The sequence below is a fragment of the Pseudoalteromonas prydzensis genome, assembly GCF_001661495.1.
GTDB classification, from domain to species: Bacteria; Pseudomonadota; Gammaproteobacteria; order Enterobacterales; family Alteromonadaceae; genus Pseudoalteromonas; species Pseudoalteromonas prydzensis.
The window spans coordinates 62,892-80,915 of record NZ_BDDT01000009.1; the positions used below are offsets into that span (position 1 = coordinate 62,892).

Genomic DNA, 18,024 nt, shown 5'->3' on the forward strand with positions numbered 1-18,024 from the left:
CAGTAGCATACAAAAAACCTTTTTATGTGTGCTACTGTAATGTTTGAATTGAAAAAAATCCTCGGCTCAATGCTCATGCCGTTACCTTTGTTGGGTTTGTTGTGCTTTATCGGTCTGCTTATCGCCCTGCGCAGCAATAAATTCAGCGCGTATGTTGGTCTCATTGCGATCAGCTGTTTATTACTTATTAGCACTCCCTTTATCGGCCAAAAAATAATAGATCCCAATTCGCAATTAAAATACACCTTTCTCGCAAATAAACAGCCAACACTCGATAAAATAGTGGTACTAGGTTGTGACGTGAACCCCAACCCACAGCTTAACGCTAATAGTCAACTGGGCAATTGCGCTAAAAGCCGCTTAGTTGAAGGCCTGCGGTTAGCTAATATTTACCCTAATGCACAACTCATTGTTTCCGGTGGTGGCTATGGAAAAATCACCAATAGTAGCTTAATGCAACAAACAGCAATTAGTTTAGGGATTAATGCCGCGCGCATCAAACAAAACCCCGCAGCCATGGATACTGCAGACGAAGCCAAGCTGTTAGCACCAAGCCTTGTTGATTTTAAAGTGGCGCTGGTTACCTCTGCCAGCCACATGGCAAGGGCAACCAATTTATTTAACGCCCAAGGCGTTGATGTGATCCCCGCTGCAACCGATTTTTATGATTTCTCCGCTTGGCCTACCTACAAACAATATATTCCAAATGTAGAAGTGCTGAAGGCCGTTACCAACTATTGGCATGAAGTACTAGGAAGTGCGTGGATCAGCATGCGCCGCTGGATTGATCCAGAAGCGCTTTAAATCAACTGTGGGTTTAAACGGGGTTATCTATATCAATAAAGGTTACATCAAAGCCATGTTGCTCAGCCAGTAACTCACCGAGGGCTTTGACGCCATACCGCTCGGTGGCATGATGCCCAGCCGCAAAAAAGTCAATTTGCTGTTCTCGAGAGCTATGAATGGTTTGCTCTGACGCCTCACCAGTTAGGTAAGCATCTATCCCTAGGCTTGCTGCTAAATCGATATACCCTTGCCCGCCACCGGTACACCAAGCAATTGTTTCAATAGGTTCATCACGTACTAAACTAACTAATGGCTCTCGGTTTAACACTTTTGCTATTTTTTGTGCAAACTGCTCACCACTCATCGGGGTTTTTAACCGCCCTTTTACTGCGACACTATTGGCCACAGGCTCTAAGCCTTCAGTCATCTCTAACTCTAGTAATTGGGCAAGTTGCGCGTTATTGCCTATCACTGGATGAACATCAAGCGGTAAATGATAAGCAAATAAATTTATATCGTGCTCAAGCAGCGCTGCAATACGACGTTTTTTCATGCCTGTAATTGGCTGCGCTTCACCTTTCCAAAAATAGCCATGATGAACTAATATTGTATCGGCGTGATGACTAATTGCAGCATCTATTAATGCTTGACTGGCAGTGACACCTGTCACAATTTTTTTGACCTGCTCACGCCCTTCAACTTGTAATCCGTTTGGACAAAAGTCTTGGATAGAATCAGGTCTTAAAATAGTATTTAATAAGTGGTTAAATTCTCTGCGCTGCATTTTATTATTCCAGATTGGCGTTAAATTCTGTGCAAATTTTGGCGTTTATAGGGTTAAAATGGAAGGAAAATCGCAAAAAATTGAAAAGTAAGTCAAAAATAGGTATAAATAAATATTCTCAATCTGTGTTTACAACGTATAGGGCCTCTGATGAGCAAACTAGACAAAACAGAAGTATTAAATGCCTTTGAAGCAGCATATGAAGCAGCCAATGGTAAGAAACCTGAAATAACCACTAAACCTGGTTGGTATAGCATCGACGGCGGGAAGAATTTACGCCTCGCGGATGTAGCTGAGCTAACTGAGCAGCTAACATCTGGTAAAACTGCTGAACAACCTACCGCTAAAGCGCCAGCGAAAAAAACAAAAACTAAAACTGAAGCGCCAGTAAAAGCAGCTGATAAAAAAGCACCATTTACTGTTATTACAGCTAATGAAGATGGCTACACAGCCGAAGAGCTATGGATTGTGTACCTAGCTGAAAAAGATCACGATTGTCGCCTACCGCGCGGTGTTGTGTAAGCTAATTTAGTATTATAAAAAAACCGCTTTTAAGCGGTTTTTTTGTACGTGACGTACTGCCCCACTCTTTTATTTGCGCCATTCGCTAATGTACCGCAGAGCACTATAAATACTGTTCCTAGCAACACTGGCATAAACAAGAAATCCCAACTTTGCCCGGTTACTATGATCAAAATAGGGTTTGCTCCCGCCGCTGGATGGATTGTATCTGTAAGCATCATTGCTGTTATTGCAAAGCCTGTGGCGAGGGCAATACTTATTGGATCAGTCCCCACAAAACTCACAAAAGCCACACCTATTAGCGCAGTCAAAAAATGTCCTACTATCACGTTTTTTGCTTTAGCTAGCGGGCTCTGTGGTACACCAAATACTAACACGGCTGTTGCACCAAACGGGGCCATTAACCACACTCCATAATTTCCTAAACTTTCTAAATACGCCAACACCAATATTGTTATTGCAGAAAATACACCCGCATTGAGTGCTTTATACAACGAATAATTCATAGTCACCTCCAAACAAGTAGACCGAGCTGTCTACATGCGCAGTGTAGACAAGTCGGTCTACTTGTGTCAAGCTTACATTTTTAGGAGTGAATATGGATAAACGCACCCACATAATAAATACTGCGCTGAATACCTTCTATCAAAAAGGCATCCACAGCGTAGGTATAAACGAAATACTAAAACAGGCGAATGTGGCGAAAAAAACACTTTATAACCATTTTGTTAGTAAAGATGAGCTGATCTGTGCCTGCCTGGAGGTAAGGGATCAACGTTTTAATCGCTGGCTAAGTAATCAAATTGCAGACTGTGCAACACCACAACAGGTTGCCGGTGCATTATTTAGTGCTATCGCGCGTTGGATAGATAATAAAGTGCCTGAGCTAGGCGATTTTAATGGCTGTTTTTTTATTAATACCTCGGCCGAATACCCAGAGCCGGATCACCCAATCGCTTTACAATGTGCAGCACATAAGCAAGCTGTGTTAGAGCTACTCATCAACACACTCAGTCAAACTACACAACTGCAACATCAGCCAACTAAAGCGACTCAGATGGCGCACTTACTAATGACTCTAAAAGAAGGCATGATATGCCAAGCACGCGTCACGCATACAACAAATCACTATTTACAAAACCCTGAGTTTTTAGCTCAGTTAATGGATGCGCAAGCATAAAAAAAGCGGCTATTGAAGCCGCTTAGTTATTATGCATAGAGCGAGTTATCTATTGCTCTTCAAAGAACAGTTTATCGCGTTGTTTTTGACCTACTTCATTCATTGTTGCAGCATCAAACAGGCGACCATTGATCATCGTGTAATCCACCTTATCCGTGTCACGGATATTGGTCAGTGGATTGCCGTCAATCACGATTAAATCAGCAAGTTTACCAACTTCTAGTGAGCCAATGTTTTTATCAAGGCCAATGTATTTAGCCGGATCAAGTGTTGCGGCACGAATTGCTTCAAGTGGTGTCATACCGCCTTGGGCAAACATCCAGATCTCCCAATGTGCAGCAAGTCCTTCGCGCTGGCCATGCGCACCTAAGTTCACTAACACGCCTAAATCTTGTAGCTCTTTTGCGACACGGGCATTATTAAAGTGATTATAGTGGTGATCGGGTGCTTTAACGCGACGCATTGAACGCGGTAGCAATTGATTTTTCGGCACGAATTTACTCAAGCGCGGGTGATTCCATACATCTGTTTTATCGTACCAATAGTTCTCACCCCAAATACCGCCATAAGCAACCCCTAAGGTTGGCGTATAGCCCACATCACTTTGTGACCAAAGCTGCTTTATATCGTCGTAAATATTCGCCACTGGTATTGAATGCTCAATCCCAGTGTGGCCATCAACCACCATAGTTAAGTTATGTTGCAATAATGAGCCACCTTCTGGCACCACCATCATTTCCAGCTCTCTACCCGCTTCGATTACTTGCTGGCGTTGCTCTCGACGAGGTTGGTTATATGACTTCACACTAAACGCGCCAACTTTCTTTAAACGCTCTAGGTGAAATTTAGCATCTTCTAATGAATCAATATGCGACGTATAACCAGGCATATTGGCGCCATATAAAATAGTACCGGTTGAGAAGATACGCGGACCAACGATGCTTCCTGCTTTTTGCATTTCGCTGGCAGCAAAAATTTCCGTCGTATCGTTTGATGGATCATGAATAGTAGTTACACCCAGCGATAACCCTGCTAAGTTTTTCCAGTTTTGCTCAGGAATGATTTCATCACTGGCTTGTGAGCCATGGGCATGTGCATCAACAATGCCAGGCATAATCGTTTTGCCTGTAACATCAATCACTTTGGCATCTTTTGGAATGCTTACATCTGCTGCATTGCCAACGGCTTTAATATGCTTACCATCAGTGAGTAATACAGCATTTTCAATTACTTGCTCACCTTGCATAGTGATGATGCGCGCACCAGTTAGTGCTATCATACCTTTAGGTTCAGCCATTTTAGTGGTGAAACCAATGTTATCACCGCTTTTTACTTTGAAATCGACATCATCAGCTTTATCTATATCAAACAAACCCGCTAAACTCGCATGATAAAGTTCAGGACCTAAGCTCCAATACAACTTATCGCTATTAGTGCTCCAGCTAATATTCTCACCGGCGCGCACAGATAACTGTTCGATTGGGAACTGACTGTCTTTAGGACCAATATTAATGGTTTTACCACTTTGCACTAAGGGAGTAACAAACACTTTAAAGCGCTCAGCAAAAGCTAAGTATTTGCCATCCGGCGATACTCTAAACTCAGTGGCATGCTCAGATTCATACAATTTAGAGATTTTTTTAGAATCCAGCTCAACCATACTCAAAGTTGGTTTTGGCCACGGGCTCATTACATAAATACGATCATTTGCTGCTGCAAATTGTGGCTGATAACCACTTTTAGTAATTAGCTCTGCTTTACCTCCTTTGCTACTAACGGCATAAATACCAGGGTGCAAAGACCAATCAGGGTTTAAAATACTGCCACCTGAAGCTTTGCGATATACCACCGTTTTACCATCAGGGCTAAATGTCGGCTCAACATATTTACCTGGCTCAGTCGTAATATCATCACCACGCCCACTGCGCGCAGATACAACACGGACAGCACCTTGCTCATTATCGTCCCAAGTTACATAAACAATTTTTTTACCATCGCGTGAAAACTGCGCAAACAACTCAAAATGGTCGTTTTGTTTAGTTAAACGTTGGACTTTACCTGACTCTAAATCACGCTTATAAATATGTCCTAGCGCTTCAAAAATAGCCGTTTCACCATCAGGTGACACTTGTACATTACGGAGCATTTTTACATCAAATTCATCACTATCAATGTTTTGCGTAAAGCGGACTGCTTTTTGAATTTTCTTACTGGTTTTAACTGTAAATGGCACTGTTTCTACATTACCATCACTGACATCAAGTTTGTGGATAGTGCCACCAGCCCAAAATACCAGCTCTTCATTATCCGGTGTCCAGGCAATCGTTGGATATACTCCGTGGATAGCCCAAGTCTCTTGCATATCACGCTCAAGCTTATCGTATAACTTAGTGTGTTTTCCGCTCGTTAAATCATATAAATAGAGGCTCGTTTGAAAATCATCACGCTTGATATACGCGAGTTTTTTGCCATCAGGAGAAGGCGTTGGGCGAATTGCACCACCTACACCATCAATAATCGTCTCAATCTCACCCGTTTCGCGGTCATAACGCTTTATTTTATAAATACCAGCAACCGAATCTTTTGAGTAATGGAAAGTTTTACCCGGTGTTGCATCATGAGAAAAGTACACATAACGACCATCCGGTGAGAACATCGGCTCACCTAAATCTTTTTGATCATTGTCTCGTTGTGTTAGCTGTACACCTTTACCACCGGCTTTGTGATATAGCCAAACCTCACCTGCGCCCAATGAGCGAGTTGCTGTAAAATGCTTACGAGCGACTATGTAATCACCATCAGGGCTCCACGCTGGGCTATTGAGTAAACGAAACGTTTCATCAGTCACCGGCGTTTGGTTTTCACCGTTTACATCCATTAGCCAAATATTATCGCCGCCACCTTGATCTGAGGTAAACGCAATATGCTTTCCATCAGGGCTAAACCGTGGCTGCATTTGCCATGCAATATCTGAAGTAAGCTGCACCGCCGTGCCACCCGCCATAGGCATAGTATAAATATCACCGAGTAAATCAAATACGATGGTTTTACCATCAGGGCTAACATCAATGTTCATCCATGTGCCTTGTGAGACACTGATGGCCGCATCTGCAAATTGCCCTTGCGGGGCATCTACTTGCCATTTTTTATCTTCTTTGTGTTCAGCTGCTTGTAAACTCGGACACAGAGCTAGCGATATTGATACAGCTAACGCAGTTTGAAATAACTTTTTCATCGATTTCTCGCTTGTTCTTGTTGTTTATTGTTTTTAATTGCACCAAAAATAGCCACGCGTTACCAGCTATATCTGATAAAGCGCGGTTATTTGGCGGTTAATGCCATTTTATTGGGTCAAACTGGTAATAACCGACCAACAAACTATATATTTCAGGGTCGTAGTGGCGCAGCTCTGCGGGTTTTTCAAGGAAGGTCTCTGTGAGTACAGCAAAAAATTCGGCTTCATTGGTCGCGCCATAGCTATGAATAACATGCGGCATATTATAAGCCACATGAGTTTTTAACTGGTTATAGGCACGGCTAAAAACACGCCCCCACTGTTGATAATCCGTTTGCTTTGCTAACAACGGCGTACCGGTTGTTTGCCCTGTTTCTTGATCAAGCTGATGCGCAAATTCATGAAACACTAAATTGTGGCCATCACTGGGCAAGCGGTTACCTTCTAATACATCATGCCAACTCAGCACTAATGTCCCGCCAGGCCATGACTCTCCTTGGCGCACTGTGTTGTGATAACTCACCAAGCCCGCGCTGTCACGTGACGTTTGCGGGGCATAATATGCACTTGGGTAAAGCAGAATTTCTTTCACATTTTGATATAATGGCCATGGTTTATTGAGCACTAAAACGCATGCGTCAGCAGCAACAATTAGCTTCATTGCATCATTGAGCTTTAAGCCATCACAGCCGATAAAACGTTTCTCATTTAAAAACCATACAATATGGCGCTCTAATTTTTCACGGTCGCTGTCAGTCATTTTTTGGTAAATTGGCATGCAGCGAAGTAACAACGCTTTTTGTTGGTCGTTTAAACGGAAGTCTTGGTATTTCCTTTGCCACAATCGATTTTGGATTATTGGCCATCGCCAATAAACAACCACAAACGCAATCAGCGCCAGCATTAATAATCCGTTTACCATATTAGTGTCCACTAAAAAGCTATGCAGTATTAATATGTCCGTTGGCTGGTAAATTCAATTAGTTAACTACAAATAAAAAGCCGCATACCTATTTAATCCGAACTCTGGAGACTGATTTAGTATCCAGAGTTCAGGTTATGTAAGATCTGCGGCTGCATACATCCTGTTAATCTAATAACAGGCTATAAGGCCATAAAATTAACGATATAGAGGCTGCCATGCACACGTGCGGTAGCCATTACGTTCAAAGTAGAAGCGGTTACAGTTATCATCATAGTTACTATTACCTACGTCGATACGATGCCCACTGATGTACTGATTATGCAGTGACACCTGCTGGCCGTTATATAGCAACGTGAAATGTACATGCGGGCCTGACGATTGCCCGCCTTCACATAATGCTTGATTATAGCTATTAGCATAGCGACCAAGCCATGCGCCAGGTTGTACATAATCGCCACTGTTATATTGCAGATTAGACATATGATAATAATTGGTTGAATAACCACTAGAATGAGTTACGCGGATATTACACGATGAAAAACGTGTCACTGTACCGCCATGAGCCGCTTGCACATAGGGCGTATTACTGCCCCAGTTACCTGAACCATTGTTAAAATCAAGTGATGAATATGGATAACCAGAGCCTGTATTTGAATGAGCACCACCGCTATACCAGTAACCAGATGGCCAAGGTAAATTCATAGAAAAGCTGGCAGCAACGAATTGTTGTTCAGCACTTTGCACTGTGCTTTTTGATGAGCGTTCTAACTGCGCACTACTTTCGGGAAATAAACGATCAAAAGTGGCCAAAAAAACGGTTAAATCGTCATTAGAGTGATTAACGATATCCTGATCCACTGCCAATTTATTACGTTTTTTAAATACACTAACCAAGGCCGCAGTTGCTGCAGTGCTGCTATTACTACTCGCCTGATTAGATATAGCTGTACTTGTATATTTTGATGTTGTTGCCGTCACTTGACTATCTTGCCACTGTTTGTAAGCATAAAACCGCTGGCTTAATTTTGTTACTAGATCTTCTACTTGCGCGTCAAAACCCTGCTCATCAGATAAACCTATTAACGGAGCTGCGAAATCAGCATCAGGGTTAGACAGCAAACCACTTTGCTGCTCAATCAAGGCTAGAATGATTTTCGGGTTAATACTGGTGTAACCTGCCCAATGCAAAATAAGCTCTTTTTTATCTTCTAGTGCAGGGGCATGTAGAGCAAAAAAATTATCCCAATCTTTATTCAATAATTCATTATTGAATACAAACTGAGTATCATCAACAACCAGTAAAGCATTTAATTTTAGTGATTCAATAGACTGAGCTGTAAACGAAAAATCATCGTGCTTATGCCCTTCAGCAAACACCACAGGTGACACACCTAAGGCACTTGCTAATGCAATATTAATTATATTATTTTTCATCTTTTGTTCCTTTTCCAGAGTAAAAATCCCTAACTGGGAACAAAAGGTATAGCATCAAGGTTAAAATTATGTTAATAAAATGTTTTTATGCTTGCATAAATATATTTTATGTACCTGATATAGTGCAGCCTGTAGCGAGTTTTCTTAGCTATAAACAAAATGTACAAAATGCACACAATTATTAATTGCAAAAAATCATGCAAAGGTTTCAACTACCCAACAGTAAATGTTTCAGCAGATGTTACCTCCACCCTATTTCGACCATTACTTTTTGCTTTATATAATGCCTGATCTGCTTGCGCTAGTAACCGATCATAATCATTAACAGTCAATGAGTCTGCTACACCAAAGCTAACCGTAACAGTTAGCCCACTGGCAATATTTGAGAAATCGTAGTTTGCAATTTCCTGGCGTAGCTCTTCACACAATTGCGCGGCTTGTTGCGCAGTTTTATTAGGGAATAGTAACGTAAATTCCTCACCACCCCAGCGAGCGACAAGACTCGCGTCATTCTCACCACACTGGCTTAACAGGTGAGCAACGACACAAATTACCCGATCGCCAATAATATGTGACCAGCCATCATTAATTCGTTTGAAATGATCGATATCCATAATCGCAATAGCCAAAGGTAAAGCTTGCTGTTTAAAGTCGGTAAAGTTATCAGCTAACCAGCTATCAAAAGCACGACGATTTGGTAAATCCGTCAACTGGTCATGAGTTGCTTGATGCGCAAATGCATCCGTTTGTTGTTGTAAGTCTCTGGTTTGTTGCTCAACACGAATAGTGAGCTGTTTTTCAATGTTTTTATAATGATAAAGACGATATTGATACACGCCGTATGCAAGCACTAGTAACGAAAAAAACATCACCAGTTTGAAGCTTGTTTTTTGCCAAAAATATGACTGAATAACAAAGTTAACGGTTTTATAATTATCTTGCCACGGACTATTTGGGTATCCCGCTCTTACCATAAAAGTGTATTTACCCGGCGCAAGGTTTGTATATTCTGTAATTGTTAAGCGCTGACGATTAACCCATTCATTATTATAACCCAGTAATTTTGTTTGGAAATTGAGTCTCTGCGGCATAATAAAACTCAAGCCAGCATAATGAAATGATAACCGCGACGTACTTGGCGGTAAAAATAAGACTTCTTCGTCGTATAATAAGGGGGTATTTTTACCATCAACGTATAAATTTTCAATGACTGTTGGCAGTGATATTTGCGTGGTTTTTTTTATACGCTCAGGGATAACTGTACTGGCACCTTGCGAAGTCGCAAACCAAATACTGCCGTCGTTATGTAGTGTTGCAGCTGGGTTAGAACCACCATTGGCCTGGGCGCTAAGCATACCATCACCTTCATCATAGAGCTGGTACTGTAATTTTTGGCCCCTCGTGTTGATTGGATCATCTAAAAAATCATTCACTTGTTGCTGCTTAACTTGAATAATACCGCGGTTACTCGACAGCCAAAACAAGTCGCTTTGCGCCACTAACTGAAAGAGCTTATCAACCGGTAAGCCTTGCTCACGGCCCAACATAGCAATATCGCCCGTGATAACATTAAAGCGAATTAAACCTCTGTCTGTGGTCATCCACATAAAATCTTGTTGAGCGTAAAAACCAAATGCATATTTTGCATTAAATTGTTTAGGAAATGCCTGCCCTTTAAATTCTCCAAGCGCGCTATTAAACATGGCAACACCTACACCTGTGCCAACCCAAATATTGCCATGGCTATCAAGAGCAAGCGCCATAATAAAATCACCTGGTAGCCCTTGCTTGGTTGTAAATTGAGTTAATGAACCATCAGCATCGATACGTGTTAAGCCTGCAGCAGAGCCGACCCATAAGCGCTGTTCATTATCAAACAAAAGAGCTCTAACTTCGTTACTAAGCAAACCATTATCACGATTAATGACTGGGTAGATTTTTTTATCAATAACGCGCATTAAACCGCTGGTATAAGTACCAACCCACACATTGCCTTGATTATCTTCAGCTAAGCTGAGAATGGATAAAGGATCCTGATCAAATGCGGGTTTTATCAGCTCAACTTTATCATTAATAATACGATTTAAGCCTAAACTACTGCCCACCCACATACTGCCATCTGCGCGAGACAGCACACTGCGTACATAGTCCCCGTTGAGCCCGCGTTTTTTTGTCCATGACGAAAAAGGCGCTTCCCGTAATCGATAGACACCGCCGTTGGTGCCAACCCAGATACTTTTTTCACGATCTTGCATTAACGATAAAATACGATTTGCCGGCAAACCAGCCTCGGCATCCAGTTGCTCTAAGCCTATTTCACTGAGCCTAAATAGGCCTTTATTTATCGTACCAAACCAAATGTCATCATGATCATCTTGTAACAAGCTAGAAATAGACTCCCCATCAAGTTGATGGATGCTTTCAAACATATCACCCACTAATCGCCACGCACCTTTTTCACCAGCGACAATAAGTTGGCCTTGCTTAGTTAATAATAAAGAGTAAATAGAATTATTCGGTAACCCGCTATTTGCTGTGACTAACTGTGCTATTTTATTTTCAATTCGATACAAGCCATCACTGGTAGCGGCCCAAATCAAACCATTGTCATCTTCAACTAATCTATATGCGCTTAGATTGACTAAAACCTGATGTTCAGGCCCATTATCAAACTCACGATATGTCACCCCTTCGCCTTCAAGTGCTAACCACATTTCACCAGTGCGCGTTTTTAATATGTAATTGACCATCGCTGACGCATCATTTTGCGCAATCCACTGTCGCTCTTTTAAATGACCAACACCACCGCGTGCACCTGAAATATACAAACTGCCATCAGCTTGGGGGGCTAGGCTGCGTAAACCAGAATCAGGTAAACCAGTTATTTCTGAGCGAGTAAATAACTTAAATTCACGCCCATTAAAACGGGCTAGCCCTTCCCAAGTCGCAATCCACACATAGCCATCGTTGGTTTGTGCAACACTATTAATACTATTGTGAGGTAAACCTGAGCGGGTATTCCATGTTTCAGCGAAATAATCATTAAGAGGTAAACGAGTTTGTTCAGCAGCCAGGCTACTGAACATAACAAAAATGAAAAAGCAAAGACCTGAACGAATCATTACACTAAACGCCTTTGTAATTATGGCGGGCTAACAACTTAGCACTAACACAAACTAAATTAATAATGATTTATTAGTAGTTAATTATCATTATATTTCACTATTCGGTAATTATACTAACATAGTCTTAATTTTATTTTCATTAACTAAATAACACAATTTGTTTACGTCTAAACTAAACGGCTCTAAACACAAAAATCATCAATACAGCGTTGCAGTTGTTCAATAAACTTAGCCACATGCAATCCATCCATTAAGGCATGATGCACATCTATAGAAAACGGCATTTTCCCCGTTTTAGCATTAAACTTACCAAACACTAGTTTAGGAATACCAAAATTATCACTTTGGCTAAAGGCATGCGAGAAACTCATAAAATCCAACCATGGTAGTACTGAAATATGCAGCAAGTCGGCCTGTCCCTCAGTGCATGCAAACGCTTCGGAAAATAAGGGTTGTTGTTTTGTTGCCAGACTCACAGCACGTGCATGAACTTGAAAATCAGCAAAGCTTTGCTTTGGTAACAAATAACTAAAGCGAAAAGTATCATCATCGGCAAGTTCAACCACACTGGCTCGTTGCGCTGTTAATTGCCAAGGCATGTTATCTATGATGCGCAACAACATTGGCTGATAAGCATTACTCGCCTGTAGCGCTGCATAAATATACGCATGAAAAAATGAATATTGTTGTGCCTTACAGTACTGATAAAGTGCTGCCATATCGAGCTGTACACAAACATTAAAATAAGGTTGGGTAAACTCTTTAAACAAAGAGAAATGTTGTTGGCGAGGCCAAGAAGTTAAATCTATTGGAGTCATTATTTTAAAATTAAACAGCTTAGGGTAAGCGTATCGTGAGGGATTTATTGGGTAAAGTAAAGGCGTGCAATTGCACGCCTATATACCAATCGGCTTAAATACTTAACACGATTGGTATTCGGCTATTATAAACCGTTTTTGATGATCTCTTGTGCTAGCTCATCGGCAATTAAATGCGTTGATTTTTGCTCTTTTTCACTGCGTGCAAAAATTTCAGTTAGAGTAGCATAAATCCCTTCAACATGTTTATTTGACGCTTCAACAGAGTAACCTTCTGGCGCAGTTTCATAATAAACATTAATAATACCGCCAGCGTTGATCACATAGTCTGGGGCATACAAAATGCCTTTTTCACGAATAATTTCACCGTGACGCGACTCTGCTAATTGGTTGTTCGCACACCCTGCAATAATAGTCGCTTTAATACGAGGGATCGTTGCATCATTAATTGTTGCGCCCAATGCACACGGTGCATACACGTCTACATCAAGGTCATATATTTCATCAATGCTCACCGCAGTTGCTGCAAAATCATTTACAACACGGTCAATCGCGACTTGATTGATATCAGTAACAAACAAAGTTGCACCGGCTTCATGTAAATGTTTACATAAACCATAAGCAACGGCACCTAAACCTTGCACGGCGACTTTAATACCGGTTAGGTCCTGATGGCCACGTTGATGCTGTAAAGCAGCTTTAATACCTAAAAATGTGCCGTAGGCAGTAAAAGGTGATGGATTGCCACTTTTACCTTCAAGGCCTAATACGTAGTTGGTTTCTTTATTCATAATGGCAACATCATCACAAGTGATATTAACATCTTCGGCTGAATAATAGCTGCCATTTAAACGTTCTAATTGACGCCCAAAGGCACGGAATAACTGCTCTGATTTAATCTCTTTTGCATTACCGATGATCACTGACTTACCACCACCAAAAGGCAGGCGTGCTACTGCATTTTTATAGGTCATACCTTTTGATAAACGCAGCGCATCTACTACTGCGTCGTCGTCACTGGCATAATCCCACATTCTGCATCCGCCTACAGCTGGGCCTAGGTTAGTATTATGAACGGCAATAATTGCTCGAAGGCCTGATTCTTTATCTGCACAAAAAACCACTTGTTCGTGGTTATCAAAGTCAACTTGATTAAACACAGCCACTTTATCTTACTCCGAAATTTGTAACCCGTGAGAGGGTATGCACGCTGAAATTGCCGAGACTTTATCACTTCAAATTGCGCCTTACCACTATATGAGATGATAAAACTAATCAAAATAACGAAACATCATAAAAAAATGAAATAAAGCCAATAACCAGCATATTTAATTCATAAAAAGTACGGCATACAAAATATAAATGCAGAATAAATGAAAAACCATCATCATAGCTTTACGTGAACGTAAAAGGCAAGTTTAGTGTAAAGTAAATATTACAACCAGAAAATCGATACTATATGTTTAAATAGAGTGAGTTATGTAGAGGTTTGCGGAAATTATTAAAACTGGTCAGATCTGACCGGCGGTATTTAACATTTGCTAAATACCGCACAGAATCAGCGACGGATTATTTTAACTTACCGTCTAGCTCTTCAATTTTAGCTTTCCAAATCGCAGGGCCTTGCGTATGCGCATTGGCGCCTTCGCTATCAACTGCAACGGTAACTGGCATATCTTCTACTTCAAACTCGTAGATAGCTTCCATACCTAAGTCTTCAAACGCCACAACGCGGGCTTTCTTGATAGCTTTAGATACTAAGTATGCTGCACCACCCACTGCCATCAAATACACTGACTTATTGTTTTTGATAGATTCTACAGTTGCTGGACCACGCTCTGCTTTACCAATCATACCAATGATGCCGGTTTTCTCTAACATCATGTCAGTAAATTTATCCATACGGGTAGCCGTTGTAGGGCCTGCTGGGCCTACCGCTTCATCACGTACCGCGTCAACTGGGCCAACGTAGTAGATAAATTTATTATCAAAATCAACGCCCTCTGGTAAACCTTCGCCTGAGTTGATCATATCTTGTAAACGTTTATGCGCCGCATCACGGCCAGTTAAAATAGTGCCTGACAATAATACTGTCTCGCCCATTTTCCATTCACGGGTATCTTCTTTGGTTAACGTATTTAAATTAACACGACGTGTGCCTTCACCTACCTCAAACGTTACTTCTGGCCAATCTTCAAGTTTTGGCGCTTTTAAGTTCGCAGGGCCTGAACCATCAAGGGTAAAGTGAACATGGCGAGTCGCTGCACAATTAGGGATCATTACCACAGGTTTTGATGCTGCGTGAGTCGGCGCAGTTTTGATTTTCACATCAACGACCGTAGTTAAACCACCGAGGCCTTGTGCACCAATGCCCAGTTTGTTTGCACGTTCAAAAATATCTAAACGTAATTTTTCTTCCGTAGTTTCGGCGCCACGTTCCATAAGCTCATGGATATCAACAGGATCCATTAGTGATTCTTTTGCAAGCACCGCTGCTTTTTCAGCTGTACCACCAATACCTATTCCCAACATGCCCGGTGGACACCAACCAGCGCCCATCGTCGGTAAAGTTTTTTCAACCCATGCTGCTACGTCATCAGATGGGTTTAGCATCACCATCTTGGTTTTATTTTCAGAGCCGCCGCCTTTAGCTGCCACCATGACTTCAACTTCGCCGCCGGCCACTAAATCAATGTGAACTACAGATGGCGTGTTGTCTTTGGTGTTTTTACGTGTACCAGCAGGATCTGCAACAATCGATGCACGTAAAGGGTTATCTGGGTTCAAATAAGCACGACGCGTTCCTTCATCAACCATTTGTTGTACGGTTAAATCTGTTTTATCCCACTTCACATCCATACCAACTTTTACAAAGCAGGTGATAATGCCAGTGTCTTGGCATAGTGGACGCTTACCTTCAGCCGACATACGCGAGTTAATTAGAATTTGCGCGATGGCATCTTTCGCTGCTTTACTTTGCTCTTTGTTATAGGCTTTTTCGAGTGCTTGTACAAAATCAAGTGGGTGATAAAACGAAATATATTGCAGAGCATCTTCAATGCTATCAATAAAGTCTTGCTGACGAATTGTACTCATAGGGGTTCCTTAAGTTACCTTTACGTATTTATACACGTAACATAAATCAAACCGTGACGGTGGTTTGTAACAGCCTTTGTTATTCACTAAACGCTGCCAAAAAATTTTAACTTATGATACCCTCCCAGCCCGTTTCGAGCCAGTTTTTCAGGGTAAAAAAATAGATGATAAAGCAACAAAAAACCTGTATTCAATTAGACATTTCACTCAACTGTGTAGAGGTTTTCGCTTATTTTGCTGATTTACCTTATGCAATACTGCTCGACTCTGCCAATAGCGAGCATGTAAATAGCCGTTATGATCTTATTGCGATAGCGCCTAGCCTACGCCTTGAGGTTAAAAATAATCACACCTATATTAATGACAAACTGACAACGCAAGACAGCTTCAGCGTCATCCAAAGCGAGCTTGCCAAGCTTGATAACAGTAAAGCACAGCACGACTTGCCGTTTAGTGGTGGTTGGCTGGGTTATTTTGGTTACGATTTAGGTCGCATAATTGAGCACTTACCAAAGCAAGCTATTGATGATATTGCCATGCCACAAATGGCGATTGGCCTCTATCCAGATGCATTAATTTACGATAAGCAGCTCGGCCATTGGTTTTATATCGCGCAGCCAAATATTGATAGGCAGGCCCTGTATCTTGATCCGTTAGCAACGCAAGTGCCTGTTTATCCTGAGTTTGAAATAACCCGTGACTGGTCCTCCAATATGAGCCTTGCTCAATACAGCGATAAATTTGCCAGAATCCAAGCCTACCTAAAAAGTGGTGATTGCTACCAAATAAACTTAGCACAGCGCTTTTCGGCGCAATATCAAGGCTCGCCGTGGCAAGCGTATTGTACGCTTAGAGAAGCCAACAAAGCGCCATTCTCTAGTTTTATAAATCACCCCGATGGCGCTATTGTGTCTATTTCACCAGAGCGGTTTATCGCCATCAAGCAAGGCCACATTGAAACTAAGCCTATTAAAGGCACCTTGCCGCGCTGTAAAGACGCGCAAGAAGATGCCGCACAAGCCACTCGCTTACAAAATTCAGCAAAAGATCGCGCCGAGAATGTGATGATTGTAGATTTACTGCGTAACGATTTAGGTAAAGTTGCCAAGCCAGGCAGCGTACACGTACCTTCGTTGTTTGCAATTGAGAGCTTTCCAGCCGTGCATCATTTAGTTAGCACCGTGACAGCACAGTTAGCCGATGATAAAACCGCAGTTGATCAGCTCAAAGCTGCTTTCCCCGGAGGCTCTATTACTGGCGCACCAAAAATACGCGCGATGGAAATTATTGAAGAATTAGAACCGCATCGCCGCAGTATTTACTGTGGCTCAATTGGTTACTTAAGTGCATGCGGCAACATGGATACCAGCATTACCATTCGCACCTTAGTCTGTCATAATCAACATATTTATTGTTGGGCTGGCGGCGGGATTGTGGCAGACTCTCAAGTGGATTTGGAATACCAAGAAACTTACGATAAAGTAAATAAAATTTTGCCTTTATTGAAGTAACCCATTTGAATAGCCAACAGCTTATAGCTCGTTTTCAGCTAACGGCGCCTAATACTGACATTCCAGCGCATCATGCTTATTTACAAGGCACTCAACGCGCCAGTGCCGTGATGCTGCCATTGATTGATATCGACAACATTGCGCACATTTTATTATGTAAACGCCCAACGTTTTTAAATCATCACCCTGGCGAAATTTGTTTGCCTGGCGGTAAATATGAACACAGTGATATCGATTTACGTAACACCGCCCTGCGCGAGTTACATGAGGAGCTTAATATTGCTGCTGAGAATGTCCGTGTGATTGGCCAATTACCCGATTACTCTACCCTTACAGGCTTCACCATCACGCCATTTGTTGGTGTGCTCGCAGCAAACACCCAGTGGCATCCCGATCACAATGAAGTTGCGGCAAGTTTTTTACTACCCGTAAATACTTTAGCGAATGTAAACAATTGGCAACCCTTGCATTTTGAGCGACGCGGAAAGGTAATTACTTTACAAGGCTTTTCAACCCCTTACGGATTGCTCTGGGGGGCAACGGCTAGCATTATAAAAAACTTTACAAAACAGCTCGCCATACCAGTTTAAATCTCTGCCACAAATGGT

14 protein-coding genes are annotated in these 18,024 nt (G+C 41.8%); 5 read left to right on the forward strand and 9 right to left on the reverse strand.

The features are described 5' to 3' along the window. Window positions 1-39: 39 nt before the first annotated feature. Complete coding sequence (locus A7968_RS15490; protein WP_064667552.1) at window positions 40-804, forward strand: YdcF family protein; 765 nt, start codon at window positions 40-42, stop codon at window positions 802-804. 13 nt (window positions 805-817) lie between these two features. Here A7968_RS15490 and A7968_RS15495 read toward each other — a convergent pair whose 3' ends face one another. Further along, window positions 818-1,570, reverse strand: coding sequence for a Nif3-like dinuclear metal center hexameric protein (locus A7968_RS15495; RefSeq protein WP_064667479.1), 753 nt, complete (start codon window positions 1,568-1,570; stop codon window positions 818-820). 150 nt (window positions 1,571-1,720) lie between these two features. Between A7968_RS15495 and A7968_RS15500 the strand changes: the two genes are divergently transcribed. Beyond that, window positions 1,721-2,092, forward strand: coding sequence for a hypothetical protein (locus A7968_RS15500; protein WP_064667480.1), 372 nt, complete (start codon window positions 1,721-1,723; stop codon window positions 2,090-2,092). Between the two features lie 29 nt (window positions 2,093-2,121). On the opposite strand, the gene A7968_RS15505 is transcribed toward A7968_RS15500, so the two are convergent. Next, window positions 2,122-2,598 carry an HPP family protein gene (locus A7968_RS15505; RefSeq protein WP_064667481.1) on the reverse strand — a complete coding sequence of 159 codons (477 nt, stop codon included), beginning with the start codon at window positions 2,596-2,598 and terminating at the stop codon, window positions 2,122-2,124. A gap of 92 nt (window positions 2,599-2,690) precedes the next feature. Between A7968_RS15505 and A7968_RS15510 the strand changes: the two genes are divergently transcribed. Beyond that, on the forward strand, window positions 2,691-3,272 hold the full coding sequence (locus A7968_RS15510; RefSeq protein WP_064667482.1) for a TetR/AcrR family transcriptional regulator: 582 nt from the start codon (window positions 2,691-2,693) through the stop codon (window positions 3,270-3,272). Between the two features lie 49 nt (window positions 3,273-3,321). On the opposite strand, the gene A7968_RS15515 is transcribed toward A7968_RS15510, so the two are convergent. The 7 genes from A7968_RS15515 to A7968_RS15545 form a co-directional block, all read right to left on the reverse strand. Then, entirely contained in the window at window positions 3,322-6,507 is a 3,186-nt protein-coding gene (locus A7968_RS15515) for an amidohydrolase family protein (RefSeq protein WP_064667483.1), read from the reverse strand. Window positions 6,508-6,604: 97 nt separating this feature from the next. Further along, complete coding sequence (locus A7968_RS15520; RefSeq protein WP_064667484.1) at window positions 6,605-7,429, reverse strand: M90 family metallopeptidase; 825 nt, start codon at window positions 7,427-7,429, stop codon at window positions 6,605-6,607. Window positions 7,430-7,627: 198 nt separating this feature from the next. After that, complete coding sequence (locus A7968_RS15525; protein ID WP_064667485.1) at window positions 7,628-8,866, reverse strand: M23 family metallopeptidase; 1,239 nt, start codon at window positions 8,864-8,866, stop codon at window positions 7,628-7,630. Between the two features lie 212 nt (window positions 8,867-9,078). Next, the gene (locus tag A7968_RS15530) at window positions 9,079-11,988 is read right to left on the reverse strand and encodes a ligand-binding sensor domain-containing diguanylate cyclase (RefSeq protein WP_064667486.1); all 2,910 of its coding nucleotides are present in this window, start codon (window positions 11,986-11,988) and stop codon (window positions 9,079-9,081) included. A 185-nt stretch (window positions 11,989-12,173) separates the two neighbouring features. Continuing rightward, the gene (locus A7968_RS15535; RefSeq protein ID WP_064667487.1) at window positions 12,174-12,809 is read right to left on the reverse strand and encodes a CatA-like O-acetyltransferase; all 636 of its coding nucleotides are present in this window, start codon (window positions 12,807-12,809) and stop codon (window positions 12,174-12,176) included. Window positions 12,810-12,934: 125 nt separating this feature from the next. Beyond that, window positions 12,935-13,975, reverse strand: a complete 1,041-nt coding sequence (locus tag A7968_RS15540) for a Leu/Phe/Val dehydrogenase (RefSeq protein WP_064667488.1) — start codon at window positions 13,973-13,975, stop codon at window positions 12,935-12,937. A gap of 403 nt (window positions 13,976-14,378) precedes the next feature. Further along, entirely contained in the window at window positions 14,379-15,905 is a 1,527-nt protein-coding gene (locus A7968_RS15545) for a fumarate hydratase (RefSeq protein ID WP_064667489.1), read from the reverse strand. Between the two features lie 164 nt (window positions 15,906-16,069). Here A7968_RS15545 and pabB point away from each other — a divergent pair, with 164 nt between their 5' ends. Both pabB and A7968_RS15555 read left to right on the forward strand, forming a co-directional pair. Further along, window positions 16,070-17,416 (forward strand): aminodeoxychorismate synthase component I, encoded by a 1,347-nt coding sequence (gene pabB / locus A7968_RS15550; protein ID WP_064667490.1) that lies wholly within the window; start codon window positions 16,070-16,072, stop codon window positions 17,414-17,416. Between the two features lie 5 nt (window positions 17,417-17,421). Beyond that, complete coding sequence (locus A7968_RS15555; protein ID WP_064667491.1) at window positions 17,422-18,006, forward strand: CoA pyrophosphatase; 585 nt, start codon at window positions 17,422-17,424, stop codon at window positions 18,004-18,006. Window positions 18,007-18,024: the final 18 nt, after the last annotated feature.

Excerpts from the sequence above, each read along its gene's own strand:
- A7968_RS15490 (WP_064667552.1), top strand. The coding sequence starts at position 40 with ATGTTTGAATTGAAAAAAATCCTCGGCTCAATGCTCATGCCGTTACCT.
- A7968_RS15495 (WP_064667479.1), bottom strand. The coding sequence starts at position 1,570 with ATGCAGCGCAGAGAATTTAACCACTTATTAAATACTATTTTAAGACCT.
- A7968_RS15500 (WP_064667480.1), top strand. The coding sequence starts at position 1,721 with ATGAGCAAACTAGACAAAACAGAAGTATTAAATGCCTTTGAAGCAGCA.
- A7968_RS15505 (WP_064667481.1), bottom strand. The coding sequence starts at position 2,598 with ATGAATTATTCGTTGTATAAAGCACTCAATGCGGGTGTATTTTCTGCA.
- A7968_RS15510 (WP_064667482.1), top strand. The coding sequence starts at position 2,691 with ATGGATAAACGCACCCACATAATAAATACTGCGCTGAATACCTTCTAT.
- A7968_RS15515 (WP_064667483.1), bottom strand. The coding sequence starts at position 6,507 with ATGAAAAAGTTATTTCAAACTGCGTTAGCTGTATCAATATCGCTAGCT.
- A7968_RS15520 (WP_064667484.1), bottom strand. The coding sequence starts at position 7,429 with ATGGTAAACGGATTATTAATGCTGGCGCTGATTGCGTTTGTGGTTGTT.
- A7968_RS15525 (WP_064667485.1), bottom strand. The coding sequence starts at position 8,866 with ATGAAAAATAATATAATTAATATTGCATTAGCAAGTGCCTTAGGTGTG.
- A7968_RS15530 (WP_064667486.1), bottom strand. The coding sequence starts at position 11,988 with ATGATTCGTTCAGGTCTTTGCTTTTTCATTTTTGTTATGTTCAGTAGC.
- A7968_RS15535 (WP_064667487.1), bottom strand. The coding sequence starts at position 12,809 with ATGACTCCAATAGATTTAACTTCTTGGCCTCGCCAACAACATTTCTCT.
- A7968_RS15545 (WP_064667489.1), bottom strand. The coding sequence starts at position 15,905 with ATGAGTACAATTCGTCAGCAAGACTTTATTGATAGCATTGAAGATGCT.
- pabB (WP_064667490.1), top strand. The coding sequence starts at position 16,070 with ATGATAAAGCAACAAAAAACCTGTATTCAATTAGACATTTCACTCAAC.